The sequence below is a fragment of the Campylobacter sp. IFREMER_LSEM_CL2101 genome, from assembly GCF_025771825.1.
Taxonomy (GTDB): Bacteria; Campylobacterota; Campylobacteria; order Campylobacterales; family Campylobacteraceae; genus Campylobacter_D; species Campylobacter_D lari_C.
In genome coordinates this window covers 105211-118435 of the sequence record NZ_JAKMQZ010000002.1, presented here as the reverse complement: position 1 = coordinate 118435, position 13225 = coordinate 105211, and the positions used below count along the sequence as shown (strand labels likewise).

Annotated in this window: 14 protein-coding genes; 7 read left to right on the top strand and 7 right to left on the bottom strand. The window is 28.1% G+C overall.

The features are described from left to right. Nucleotides 1–2 precede the first annotated feature (2 nt). From L8V88_RS01940 to fliP, 6 genes are read right to left on the bottom strand one after another with little or no spacing between them, the layout of a single operon-like run. Nucleotides 3–743 carry an efflux RND transporter periplasmic adaptor subunit gene (locus L8V88_RS01940; protein ID WP_263726548.1) on the bottom strand — a complete coding sequence of 247 codons (741 nt, stop codon included), beginning with the start codon at nt 741–743 and terminating at the stop codon, nt 3–5. Further along, nucleotides 740–1996, bottom strand: a complete 1257-nt coding sequence (locus L8V88_RS01935) for a TolC family protein (RefSeq protein WP_263663143.1) — start codon at nt 1994–1996, stop codon at nt 740–742. Before L8V88_RS01935 ends, L8V88_RS01940 begins: the two co-directional genes overlap by 4 nt. A 35-nt stretch (nt 1997–2031) precedes the next feature. Further along, nucleotides 2032–2604, bottom strand: a complete 573-nt coding sequence (locus L8V88_RS01930) for an anthranilate synthase component II (protein ID WP_263726547.1) — start codon at nt 2602–2604, stop codon at nt 2032–2034. Next, nucleotides 2601–4349 carry a bifunctional anthranilate synthase component I family protein/class IV aminotransferase gene (locus L8V88_RS01925; protein ID WP_263726546.1) on the bottom strand — a complete coding sequence of 583 codons (1749 nt, stop codon included), beginning with the start codon at nt 4347–4349 and terminating at the stop codon, nt 2601–2603. Before L8V88_RS01925 ends, L8V88_RS01930 begins: the two co-directional genes overlap by 4 nt. Nucleotides 4350–4357: 8 nt before the next feature. Next, nucleotides 4358–5269, bottom strand: a complete 912-nt coding sequence (locus tag L8V88_RS01920; protein ID WP_263726545.1) for an AEC family transporter — start codon at nt 5267–5269, stop codon at nt 4358–4360. Between the two features lie 9 nt (nt 5270–5278). Next, nucleotides 5279–6013: a flagellar type III secretion system pore protein FliP gene (gene fliP, locus L8V88_RS01915; protein WP_012661688.1), complete on the bottom strand. Its 735-nt coding sequence runs from the start codon at nt 6011–6013 to the stop codon at nt 5279–5281. A gap of 137 nt (nt 6014–6150) precedes the next feature. Between fliP and glmU the strand changes: the two genes are divergently transcribed. Genes glmU through truA form a run of 7 tightly spaced genes read left to right on the top strand, consistent with a single transcriptional unit; the run spans nt 6151 to nt 12392 of the window. Next, nucleotides 6151–7443, top strand: coding sequence for a bifunctional UDP-N-acetylglucosamine diphosphorylase/glucosamine-1-phosphate N-acetyltransferase GlmU (glmU, locus tag L8V88_RS01910; protein ID WP_263726544.1), 1293 nt, complete (start codon nt 6151–6153; stop codon nt 7441–7443). After that, entirely contained in the window at nt 7440–8603 is a 1164-nt protein-coding gene (gene coaBC, locus L8V88_RS01905) for a bifunctional phosphopantothenoylcysteine decarboxylase/phosphopantothenate--cysteine ligase CoaBC (protein ID WP_263726543.1), read from the top strand. Before glmU ends, coaBC begins: the two co-directional genes overlap by 4 nt. After that, nucleotides 8600–9220 carry a hypothetical protein gene (locus tag L8V88_RS01900; protein ID WP_047208387.1) on the top strand — a complete coding sequence of 207 codons (621 nt, stop codon included), beginning with the start codon at nt 8600–8602 and terminating at the stop codon, nt 9218–9220. The genes coaBC and L8V88_RS01900 overlap by 4 nt, the downstream gene beginning before the upstream one ends. Nucleotide 9221: 1 nt before the next feature. Then, nucleotides 9222–9890, top strand: coding sequence for a polyprenyl diphosphate synthase (gene uppS, locus L8V88_RS01895; RefSeq protein WP_263674584.1), 669 nt, complete (start codon nt 9222–9224; stop codon nt 9888–9890). Next, on the top strand, nt 9887–10636 hold the full coding sequence (locus tag L8V88_RS01890; RefSeq protein WP_263726542.1) for a prepilin peptidase: 750 nt from the start codon (nt 9887–9889) through the stop codon (nt 10634–10636). Before uppS ends, L8V88_RS01890 begins: the two co-directional genes overlap by 4 nt. Beyond that, nucleotides 10633–11658, top strand: coding sequence for an LptF/LptG family permease (locus L8V88_RS01885; RefSeq protein WP_214100351.1), 1026 nt, complete (start codon nt 10633–10635; stop codon nt 11656–11658). The genes L8V88_RS01890 and L8V88_RS01885 overlap by 4 nt, the downstream gene beginning before the upstream one ends. Continuing rightward, nucleotides 11658–12392, top strand: a complete 735-nt coding sequence (gene truA, locus L8V88_RS01880; RefSeq protein ID WP_263726541.1) for a tRNA pseudouridine(38-40) synthase TruA — start codon at nt 11658–11660, stop codon at nt 12390–12392. Before L8V88_RS01885 ends, truA begins: the two co-directional genes overlap by 1 nt. Here truA and L8V88_RS01875 read toward each other — a convergent pair. Further along, nucleotides 12346–13224, bottom strand: a complete 879-nt coding sequence (locus tag L8V88_RS01875) for an EamA family transporter (RefSeq protein ID WP_263677276.1) — start codon at nt 13222–13224, stop codon at nt 12346–12348. The genes truA and L8V88_RS01875 overlap by 47 nt on opposite strands. Between the last annotated feature and the right edge of the window lies 1 nt (nt 13225).

Here is a 13225-nt window from a genome sequence, read left to right as displayed (position 1 = left end):
GATTAATCCTTGGTAGTGATTTTTCCTTCTCCAAAAGAACCTGGAGTAAAGTTTAAGGCCTCAACTTCTGCATAAATTTTTCGTGTTTTTATGTCTATACTTGGATAAATAAGTGTGATTTTACCTTGATATTCTTTTTCATTTGAGTCTATTTTATAAATAAAAATATCATCGATTTTTACCTTGTCTTTAAATTTTTCATCAAAACTTAAAAGCAATTTTACTTTTGGATAAGAAAAAAAATCAAATAAAACATGAGAAATTCCCCTAGCTCCATCGCCTATGTCGATATATTTGTTAGAAATAATCCCATCATAAGGTGCTTTTAGAGTTTTTTTATCGATTAAATCTTTATAGTGTTGTATATTTAAAAAGGCTTTTTGTTGCAAGCTTTGTGCTTTTTGAAACTCAAATAAAACATTTTCATAACTTTGCTTATCTATAACTTCTTGTACCTTTTTAAATTTTTCTAAAGAACTTTTAGCATGTTCTAGCGCAAGAGTGGCAAGTTTGTATTCATTTTGTGCTAATTTTAAGGCTATTTGCTCACTAGAATCTTCAAGTTTAAGTAAAACTTGATCTTTTTTTACCTTATCATTAACATTCACATAAATTGCCTTAACTATACCAGCACTTTGCAAGGATAATTTTGATTGATTTTGTGCAAGCACATCAAAACTAGCATAAATTTCTTCAGCTTTTAAAGTGAGTAGAGAAAATAAAATTAAAAATACTAATTTCATTCTAAAACCTTTGTTTTTATATCAATTCCAGCTGTAAAATAATACCTTGCTTTTGTAATTTCATATTCATTTTTAGCTAGTTCAAGCTGACTTTGACTTTTGTATTTTAATTCTAATGCATTTAGGTATTCTACATATGAGCAAAGTCCTGCGGTGTATTTTTTCTCAATAGCCTCAAAAGCTAAGTTAGCTGCTTTGAAACTTGCATTTAATGCTTTTATTTTAACTTTAGAAATTTCAATTTCTTGTAAAAGATTATCTAGTTCTATATTTACTTTTCTTTTAGTTTTTTCAAGCTCTAATTGAGTGATTTTGCTTGTATATTTTTGAGCTTCTAGAGCTTTTTGATTAGCACCAAAATCAAAAATTTTCCATTCAAAAGCTAAAATAAAACGATTGCTTTGTCCATGTTCTTTTAGAAAGCTTTCGCTTGTTGATTTTAGCTCATGCGGTAATTTAGGATTGTAGTTCATATCATAAAAACTAAAACTATTTTGTAAAAATATTTTTGGAAACAACTCAGCTCTAGCAGAGTCTATTTTTAAATTTTCTAAATTTAATTTTTCTTGCATAAGGGCTATTTCATAGCTTTTGTTTTTTTCTACACTTGGTTCTTGTAAAATATTTTGAAAAGAAGGCGTAAAATGCGTTTTACTAAGATTATAAATTTCATTTTTTAATTCATATAGTTTTAACTCATTTTGAGCTAATTCATAAGAGCTTAACTCAAATTTTGCTCTTATGCTCTCAAGCTCACTTTGGCTAGCAAGTCCAGCTTGGTAAAAATTTTCTAAGCGCTTGAGTTGATTTTGTAGAGTGATTTCTTTTTGTTTATCACTTGCTATAATACTTTCTAAACTAAGATAATTAAAATACAAAACACTAGCACTAAGTGCCATATAATTTGCCATGTTTTCTTTTTCAAGATGAGCAAGTTGTTTTAGACTTTGCATGCTAGCGATTTTTGCTTCTCTATTACCCCCATCAAAAAGTAAAAATTTAAGCGAAAGAGTACTCATTAGACTTTCTTGGGGTTCTATGATAAAGCGATCTTTGTTTGAGCCAAGATAAGAAACACCTAAATGTAAACTTGGTAAATAAGCATTTTGCACACTTTCTTGTTCTAAAATACTTTTTGAAAATTGGAGTTGCTTTTGTAAGTAATTTTCATTGTTTAAACTTAAATCTATAAATTCTTTAAGATTATTAGCTAGCAAAAATAAGGGCAAGAAAAGTAAATATAAAATTTTCATTTTTAAACTTTTTGTTTTATTATAGAAAATATAACTTAAAGTAATGATAAAGCAAGAAAATTTTTAAGTAGCTTTTTGCCATTTTGACTTAGTATGGCTTCAGGATGAAATTGAACTCCATAAATGTCGTATTTTTTATGTTTTAAAGCCATGATGATATTATCTTCACTTTGGGCTAAAATTTCACATTTTTTACCTATATGGCTAACATAAAGAGAGTGATATAAACAAATTTTAAAATTTTGTTCAAGATTTTTAAAAAGTGGGTTTGGTTTAAATTTTATAGTTTTTACCTTACCATGAGTTGGATTTGGAAGTTTAGAAATTTTACCACCAAAAACATGTGCTATGCATTGGTGTCCTAGACAAATTCCAAGAATTTTTTTATCTTTTTTAAAATATTTTATAGCTTCTAAGCTTAGTTTTGATTCTTTTGGAGAATTTGGTCCAGGGGAGATTAAAAGATGAGTGAAATTGTATTTTTTAAGCTTTTTTGGATTTTTAAATTGATCGTTTTTGATGATTTTATAAGCAATATTTAATTCTTTTAAATAAAAGGCTATGGTGTAGGTAAAAGAATCATAATTATCTATAATCAAAACTCTCACAAAAACACCCTTTTTAGGCCTCTTAAAGAATTAATAGCATAAATTTCTTTAGCATTTAAAAGCTCATTTTTAGTGATATCTTTTTCTTTGATGAGCTTGTGTTTTAAGAGTGCTTGTCTATAAATGCCATTGAGGCAGTTTTTAGCATAAGGAGTAAAATATTCATCATTTAAATTTATGATAATATTAGTTCTTGAACCCTCACAAAGTATGCCTTTTTCATCAAAAAAAACTATATCATAGCAAATGTTTTCTTTCCATAGATATGAATTTGCTTCATATAAACTACGCAGAGAAGTTTTATGGTGTGTTAAAAGATTTACTTTTACGATATCTTTACTTATGAGTAGTTTTTTGCTTGAATTTTCTTGTATATTGCTAAAATCAAACTCATAAAGGCCATTTTTGAAAAGTTTTAATTTAATAGCTTTTGAGCCTTTTTGAGTAAAATTACTTTTTGTAAAAAAATGATGATGATTAAAAACAAAATTATCAAAATTTTGTAAAGATTTACAATGGAATTTTTTATCTTTACTCTCTAGTATATTTTTAAAATCATGCATTAATATTTGAGTATCAAAGCCAAAAAAATTAGCTGAGTTTAAAATTCTTTGTAAATGTTCTTTGAAAAATAAAATAGAATGATTTTTAAAATACATTGTTTCAAATAAATAAAAGTTAGGTTCTAAAATTTTACTTTTTAGTTTTAATTCTTCAAATTCATCTTGTTTTTGTGAGTCCCATACAAGCCCACTTCCCACACCATATCTTAAAAAATCATCATTGCTTTTTTTCTCTAAAGTGCGTATAGCTACGCTAAATTTTGCTTTGTTTTTATGGATTAAACCTATAGCTCCACAATAAATTCCGCGTTTTCTTTGCTCTAAATTTTCTATAAGTTTAATAGTTTCTATTTTGGGTGCGCCTGTGATAGATCCACATGGAAAAAGGGCTTTGAAAATTTTAAAATAATCATTTTTTTGCTTTAATTTTCCGCTTATTTTTGAAATGAGTTGGTGTAAGGTAGGGTAGGTTTTAACCTTAAAAAGTTCGCATTTTAAAGAATGTTTTTTGATGAGTTTTGAAATATCATTGCGTAATAAATCAACTATCATTACATTTTCGCTAATGGTTTTTTCATCACATTTTAAAAATTTTTTTAGATTTTCATCTTCTTTTGGATCATTTGAGCGTTTGATTGTGCCTTTCATGGGTTTTGTGATGATTTTTTTATTTTTGATTTTAAAAAAAAGCTCAGGTGAAAATGAAGCTAGTTCTAAAAATTCATTTTTCATATAAGCTTTATAAGGGGTATTTTGCTTAGGATAAAGGCTTAAAAAACTCTCGTATAAATTAAGATTTGATTGTAAATGTAATTCTTGAGTAAGATTAACTTGATAGCTTTGACCTTTAGCTATAGCATCTTTAACTTTGTCAAAGTTTTTAAAATATTTTTCTTGATTTAAATTGGATGAAAAACTTGGATAAAAGTCTAAATTTTTTTCTTCGTTTGTAAAGATTTTTTTTGATTTAAAAGCAAAAAAATACAAAAAAGGCTCTTTACTTTTATAATTTTTATCTTCTAGATATTTATAAAATTCATATTGAATATAACCTAAAAAATAATATTGATTTTTGTATTTTTCTATGATTTTAAAAGCTTTTTTACTTTCTTTTTGAGTATAGGCTTTAAGAGTGAAAGCAAGATCATCATAAAGATATTTTCCAAAGATAGCAAATGTCATTGATATCCTTAGCTTAGAAAATATACCCAAATAGGTAAAGAAATAAAGGCAAAAACTATACCAAAAGCCACAGAACTAACTGCTAAATTTGTATCAAGTTTTGCTTTCATAATCATAGCTGCAACCATTGTCATAGTAGGCATAGCTGATTCAAGTAAGGCAATGATAGAGCTAGGATTTAATTTGAAATTTAAAAGCTTTAAAAGCACTAAAAAGATTAAAGGTGTGAGTATCATTTTACCAAAAATGACTATTATAGTTGCTTTATAAGAAGTTTTTATACTTAAAAAGCCTAAATTTAAACCTATGGCAAAAAGTGCTATAGGTGTGGCACTAGCTCCAAGCATACGCAAAGGTTCAAAGATAAAATCAGGAAGTGTGGTAAACTTAAAACAAAGTCCTAAAATCAAAGCAACAAAAGGTGGAAAAGTAAAAACTTTTTTAAGATTTTGTAAAAAGCTTACTTTTTGCTCGCTAGCTAAAGAGATGATAAAGGGAGCAAGCAGTGCCACTGGCAAAGAAGTAGCAAGTGCATCATAAAGGATAATCTCACCCAAAAAATGAGGATCTTGATAAATTCCACTAATAATAGGTATACCTACAAATAAAGTATTTCCAAAGCTAGAAAGTAAAAAAATACTTACAAGAGTACTTTTACTAAATTTAAAACAAAGAGCTAAAAATACACAACATAATGCTGAAACAATAGCACAACCTAACCCAAGCAATATAATAACAATTAAAGAAAAATCAAAATTTAAATGATAAGCACGCTCAAAAATCAAACAAGGCAAGGCAAAAATAATAGCAAAATCTAAAAAAGCACGCGCTTGTTTTTGTTTTAAAATTTTGATTTTTTTAGCAAAATATCCACCAAAAAGCAAACAAAATATACTGAATAAGGAAGAAAAAATATACATTTTATTCTGCTAGGTTAAAAAGCTTTTGACTAAATTTTGTATGAGTAAATTCCATCCATCTACAAGCACAAATATCAAAAGTTTAAAAGGCATAGAAATCATAACAGGAGGTAGCATCATCATACCCATAGCCATTAATACCGAGCTTACTACCATATCAATAACCAAAAATGGCAAGAAAAGTAAAAAGCCTATTTCAAAGGCAGTTTTAAGCTCGCTTATCATAAAGGCTGGCACTAAAACTGTTAAAGGCACATCATCTATGGTTTTTGGATTTTCTAAATTTCTAATCCTATAAAAAAGCGCTAAGTCTTTTTCCCTGGTGTTTTTTAGCATAAAATCTTTAAAAGGCTTAACACCTTTAGCAAAAGCTTCTTCATAACCTATTTGTTCAGCGATATAGGGTTTTATACCTTCGTTGTATGATTTTGTAGCCACAGGCTCCATAATGAAAAAAGTTAAAATCAAAGCTAAGGTAACCAAAATAGTATTTGGTGGCATAGTTTGAGTGCCAAGAGCTGTTCTTAAAAAAGAAAACACTACAACAAGTCTTAAAAAAGAAGTCATTACAAAAACAATGGTAGGCGCAAGAGCTAGTATGGTTAAAACTATGACTATATTTAGGGTTGTTACGAGTTGTTGTGGGCTATTTGGAGCACTAAGACTTAAATTTACAGTTGGTATGGTTGCTTCAGCGCCTAAAAGAGCCAAGCTTGATAAAAATAAAGCTAGTAAAACCCTCAAAATATTTCCTTGGTTAAAATTAAAAGCGTTATTTTAGCAATTTTACTCTTAAAAGAATAAAAATGATTTTATAAAAAATAATAATTTTTACTTTAGCTTGTTAAAATAAGCAATAATTTTTAAAACAAAGGTAAATTATGAAAATTTCTGTGCTTATTTTGGCTGCTGGACTTGGCACGCGTATGAAATCACAAAATCCAAAAGTGCTTCAAAAAATTTGCTCAAAAGCAATGATTTTACATATTTTAAAACAAGCATATAAAATTAGTGATGATGTATGTGTGGTGCTTTCTCATCAAAAAGAAAAGGTTGAACAAGTTGTTTTAGAGCATTTTCCAAATACACGTTTTTTAGAACAAGACTTGCAAAATTTTCCAGGTACTGCAGGGGCTTTAAGGGGTTATGAGAGTAAGCATGAAAAAGTTTTGATTTTATGTGGCGATATGCCTTTGGTTAAAGCAGATGATTTAGAAAAAATAGCTTTAAATGAGAGTGATTTTAATGTGGCAGTTTTTGAGGCAAAAGATCCAAAAAGTTATGGAAGAATAGTATTAAAAGAAAATAAAATTCAAAAAATAGTAGAAACAAAAGATGCAAGCAAAGAAGAACTTGCTATAAACATTTGCAATAGTGGTGTTTATGCTATAAAAGCACAAATTTTAAAAGAAGTATTACCTTTGATAAAAAATGATAATAAAGCTAAAGAGTATTATTTAACCGATGCGGTTTATTTAGCAAAAGAAAAGGGCTATGAAATCGATGCGGTATTTGTAAATGAGCAAGATTTTATGGGGGTAAATGATAAAGTAGAGCTTTGCCTAGCTCAAGATCTTATGCAAGAAGCGATTAAAAAGGAATGGATGAAGCAAGGAGTGATTTTTCACATGCCTGCGACGACTTTTATTTCAGATGAAGTTGAGTTTGTAGGCGAGTGTGAGGTGTATGAAAATGTGCGCATAGAAGGAAAATCAAAAATCATTAATTCTATCATTAAAAGTTCAAGTGTGATTGAAGATAGTATAGTGGAAAATAGCGATGTAGGTCCTTTAGCGCATTTGCGTCCAAAATGTCAGCTTAAAAATACTCATATAGGAAATTTCGTAGAATGTAAAAATGCTTTATTGAATGGAGTTAAAGCAGGGCATTTGAGTTATTTAGGAGATTGTGAAATAGATGAGGGAACTAATATAGGTTGTGGTACTATCACTTGTAATTATGATGGGGTTAAAAAGCATAAAACTAAAATAGGTAAAAATGTTTTTGTGGGTTCAGATACACAATTTATCGCTCCAGTAGAGATAAAAGATGAGGTAATCATCGCAGCAGGAAGCACTGTGTGTAAGGATGTAGAAAAAGGTTCTTTGCATATCAATAGGGCAAAAGTGCAAATCATAGAAGATTTTTACTATAAAAAACTAGGTAAAAAATGAAAACAATCTTACTAGCAGTAAGTGGAAGCATAGCCTTTTATAAAGCTTATGAGCTTATTTCTTTATTAAAAAAAGAAGGTTTTAGGGTTAAAGTTTTACTAAGCTTGGGAGTTTTGAAATTTGGCACTAAGCTTAGCTTTGAAGCTTTAGCGGATGAAATTTTATGTGAAGATAATGAAAGTTGGCAAAATACTAATAATCATATAGCCTTTAGCAAGACTTGTGATTGTGTGCTTTTTGCGCCTGCTAGTATAAACTCTATCAATAAATTAAACTATGGTATAGCAGATAATTTATTTATTCAAACTTTAATAGCAGTAGATAAAAATAAACCATTTTTAATCGCACCCGCTGCAAATACAAACATGTATTTACATTTTAGTACTCAAAATTCTTTAAAAAATTTAAAAGAACAAGGCTATATTATCATTGATCCTATAGTTAAAACTCTAGCTTGTAAAGATGAGGGTTTGGGGGCTTTGGCTGAGCTTGATAGTATTATAAATGCTTTAAAAAGAAGCTTAATGCAAGAAGATTTTTTTAAAGATAAAAGTTTTATTGTAAGCGGTGGTGGGACTAAAGAAAAAATTGATGATGTAAGATGTATTAGTAATTTTTCAAGTGGAAAAATGGCAAAGGCGGTTGCTGATGCTTTATATTTTTTAGGTGCTAAGGTGGTGCTAGTTAGCTCGGTAGAGTTTAAAACACCTTATAAATTAGAAAAATTTAAATCTTCTTTAGAATTAAAAGAAAAATTGCAAAAATACAAAGATTTTGATGCTTTAATTATGGCTGCTGCTGTGAGTGATTTTACTCTAAAAGCTTACAAGGGTAAGATTAAGAAAAATGAGCATTTAAATGGACTTGATTTAAAATTAAAGCTGAATGAAGACATCTTAAAAAATTTAGATTTTAAAGGCAAAAAAATAGGCTTTAAGATGGAAATTGATGAGCAAAATGCACTAGAAAATGCTAAAAAATCTTTAGTTAGTAAAAATTTAGATATGGTGTGTTTAAATGTCTTAAATGAGCAAATGAACTTTGGAAGTGATGAAAATAGCATTTGTTTTATCACTAAAGATGGCATCTCTCAAAGTCCTAAGCAAAGCAAAGAAAAACTTGGCTTTGTTTTAGCACAAGAATTAAGGAAACTTTGGTGAATATCATCAACTCAACCTTACCTGTAAGAATGCAAATTTTAGAAAAACGCGCATATAATCGCTATGTATTGCTTTTAAATACTAAAAAGCTTGAAACAAAAAGTATGATAGAGCTTGAAGTAGGGGAGGAGTATTTAGCTGAAGTTTATGAAGATAAAGGCGTGATTTCTTTTAAAAATCTTTTGAAGAAGCCTAAAATTAGACTTTTTGAAGAAGGAACTGAACTCATAGAAAAGCTTTTGCAAGAAGGTGATGAAAAAGCTTGGTATAAAAAATTCATTATTCAAAGACTTATGGAAAGCAAAAGTGCATATGAGTTTGAAATTTATAAGGAAATGTTTTTTGCATTTTTTGAAGGAATTTATCATATACCTTTTGTTTATGAGGGAAATAGGGCTTTGTTTGAAGCTAAGAAAAATGGAAATATTTTAGAAGTGTATTTGTATTTTGAAATTTTTGGTGCTTTAAAAATTATAATTGATAATGGTAAAATCACACGTATACAAACACCTTTTGCCAAAGTAGCACATTTTTTAAACGAGTATTTTAAATTTGAAGTAGTTAATACGCTTAATCCTATGTTTGTTTTTAAAAGATTGATGGATATAAAGGGATAGAATGAATGAGTTAAAACATCTTGCTGTAGTAATGGATGGCAATAGAAGATGGGCTAGAAAAAATGGACTTTTAGAAAAAATTGGCTATAGTCAAGGTGCTAAAGTTGTTGAAAAAATCATAGAAGTATGTATAGATGAAAAAATTCAAAATCTAACCCTTTATGCTTTTAGTACAGAAAATTGGCAAAGACCAAAAGAAGAAGTGGAGTTTCTTTTTAAACTATTAAATAAATATCTTGATGAGTCTTTAAATAAATTTGTAGCCAATGAAGTGCGTTTTAAAGCCATAGGAAATTTAAGTCTTTTAGATGAATTAACCTTAAAAAAAATACAAAATTTTCAAGAACAAACTAAAAACTACACAAAATTATGCGTTAATTTAGCTATTTCTTACGGAGGTAAGGATGAAATAGTTAGAGCGGTTAAAAAAGTGATTGAAAAAAATCTTGAAATTAACGAAGCAAATATACAAGCAAATCTTGACTTAAGCGAGGATGTGGATTTGTTTTTAAGAGTAGGGAGTGCTAAAAGAATTTCAAATTTTTTATTATGGCAATCAAGTTATGCAGAAATTTATTTTAGTCAAACTTTATTTCCTGCACTTACTAAAAAGGAAATCGCAAATATTATTACTGAGTTTAAAAAACGCAAAAGAACCTTTGGTAAATGATATTTTTCTTTTTATTACTAGGACTTTGTGTAGGTTCTTTTGTCAATGTTTTGATTTTAAGAACGATTAATAAAGAAAGCATAATAAGTCCAAGATCAAAATGCTCTAAGTGTCTTAAAACTTTGAAATTTTATCATCTTTTTCCTTTGTTATCTTTTGTATTTTTAAAAGGCAAATGTGCTTTTTGCAAAGAAAGAATTTCTTTGACTTATCCTTTTAATGAATTTCTTTGTGCGTGTTTGTTTGTCTTTGCTTTTTATTTAATCGAAGATGTTTTTCAAATTTTAATTTTTGCTTGTATGCTAGCTATATTATTAGCACTTTCCTGGATGGATTATTATCTAAAAGCAGTGAGTGAGCTTTGGCTTTGGATTTTATTTATTTTAGCTTTTTGTTTTGATTTTTTACAAAATGGCTTGAATTTAGAGGATTTTCAAGATAGCTTTTTGTTTCGAGTGTGTTTTGGAGCGGGGTTAATTTTCATACTAAAAAGTGTGATTAATTTTATTAAAAATTTTAAAAAAAGAGATGAAATTTTAGAAAGTTTAGGGGAAGGTGATGTTATAATAATAGCTTTGATTTTTGGAATTTTTGGCTATGAAAAAGGCTTTTTAATTTTATTTATTGCAAGTTTTTTAAGTCTTTTGATGTTTATAAAAATAGCCAAGAAAGATTATCAAATGCCTATGATTCCTTTTTTATTTTGCGGAATTTTGATTAATCTAAGTGTAGAAAGTATATTATGAAACTAGTTTATAAGTATTTGCTTAATCAGTTTTTAAGCACAATGTTGTCTTTATTTTTCACCTTATTTATTATTGTTTCGATTATATTTTTTATACAACTTGCTAAAATTACTGCTTATATTGAAATTACTTTTTTTGAATTAATCAAATTATATATTTTTCTTTTACCAAAGATATTGATTTTTACTTTACCCATATCTTTTTTCATTGCTTTGACTTTGGCCTTTTATAGACTTTCTAGGGAAAATGAAAGCACGGTGTTGTTTGCTTTGAGTATAGCTCCAAGTATGATAGCAAGTTTTTTTGCAAAAATTGCAGCTTTGGTAAGTGCTTTTATGCTTGTGGTGGTTTTGGTTTTTATACCTATATCTTTTGAACTTTTTGATAATTTTGTAGATTATAAAAAAATTAGCGCTAAAGTAAGTATAAAAACAGGGGAATTTGGACAAAGATATGGGGAATGGCTTGTTTTTATCGATGCTAAAAATTCTGATGAAACTTATAAAAACATCATAATGTATCATCCAAAGAAAAACCCACAAGATAAAGAACAAGTGATTTTAGCCAAAGAAGGAAAGTTAGAAACCAATGATGGGGTTATTACTTTTAAGCTAGATGAGGGAAAAGCTTATGAGATTAAAGAAGAAGATTGGCATATTTCTAGTTTTAAAAATTTATTAATTAAAAGCAAACTTTCTTCTAAAGAATTAAATACTCAAAGTTTTTATGGGTATTGGTCTGATGTAACAAGCAATAAAGAAAAAGCAAAAGAATTTGTTATTTATATTCTTATAGCTTTATTCCCTTTAGCTAGCGTGCTTTTTGCACTCTCTTTTGGTATAGTAACTTATCGTTATGAAAAAGGTTTTGCTTATTTTGGAATTTTTGTGATTATTTTTGCTTATTTTACGCTTTTGATTAGTTTTTATAATCCTCCTTTTGTAGCTATTGCTGTGATTTTTTCAAGCTTTTTAATTACTTCTTTGTTTTATTTTAAAGCAAAAATTGCAAGTAAGTATTAATGCTTTTAAAATTAACTTTTTCTTATGATGGTTCTAAATTTCAAGGTTCGGCTACCCAGCCACACAAGCTTAGTGTCCAAGATACCTTAGCGCAGGCTTTGTCGCATTTGGGTATTTATGAAAAGCCTTTATTTGCTTCAAGAACTGATAAAGGTGTGCATGCATTTAATGCAGTTGCTTGTGTTAAAGCGGGAGAGCATTTTAAAGATTTTGTATATTTAAAAAATAAAATCAATCATTTTGCACACCCATTTATACATATAAAGCATATCCAAAGAATGCAAGAAAATTTTCAAGTGCGTTTTGATGTGCAAAAAAGAGCATATCGCTACATTATAAGTCATGAAAAATACAATCCTTTTTTAGCCTCTTATGTGCATTTTTATCCAAAAATAAATATTAAATTAGCCAATGAAATTGCATTTTTATTTGAAGGAGAGCATGACTTTAAACTTTTTCAAAAAGAAGGCTCTGATAATAAAACAAGTATAAGAAAAATGTATAAAACTAGAGTTTATGCTTATAAAAATTACACTGTGTTTTATTTTGAAGCAAATGGTTTTTTAAGATCGCAAATTAGAATGATGATGGCAAGTATTTTAAAAGTATTAGAAGGAAAAATGAGCCAAAATGAGCTTTTAGAACAAATCAACGCTAAAAAAGCTCATTGTAGATTTTTAGCTCCTGCTAGTGGTTTGTATTTGAGTAAGATTTCTTATTATAATAATGCATGATTTTTTTATGTATAAAAAATGAAAAAAGAATGATTAAAGTCCCCATGCAAAAAGGTAGCAGTTCTACATCTACTCCAAAAATACTCATGTTGATAAAAATACTTATAGGTATAATGGCATTATTCATCAAGGCTAAAACTCCACTATCTACTTCAGTAGAGCCTTTATTCCATAAAAAATATCCAAGTCCTGAAGCAATAGTCCCAAGATAAATCAAAGCTATCCAAGAGCTTAAATTGGATGGTAAATTATTATAATCTCCAAAAAATAAAAATGCAGGTAAGGTTATACTGGTTGCGCCTAGATAAAAATAAGCAAAAGCTTCTTTTTGGCTTAAATTTGTATTTTTTTCTAATAAAATTTTATAAAAACTTTGTCCAGCTCCAAATACTAAATTAGCCCCTTGAATAAGTAAAAATCCATATAAAAAATTAGAGTTAATATTATCAAATTTAACTACAAAAGCACCCATAATGCATATAAAAATACTTATAAAATATAAATATCTAAGATTTTTTGAAAAAAGCCCATAAAAAAGTACAACATAAAAAGGTGTAAAAATCGTAAAAAGCGCTACTTCGCTTACACTTAAATATAAAAAAGAATGATAATAAAATAAATTCATTATGCCAAGTTGCAAAGCCCCAATGCTTATGAGTTTTAATTTTAAATGCAAATTTAGCTTAAAATTTAAAAAAGGTAAAAATACCAATAAAGATAAAAAAACTTTTGCAAATGCTGCAAAAAAACTATCCATTTCTAAGGTAATAAAATGTCCAATTAATGGAAAAGAAAAAGCCCAAATAAAACTTGCTAGTAATAAACTTGGCATT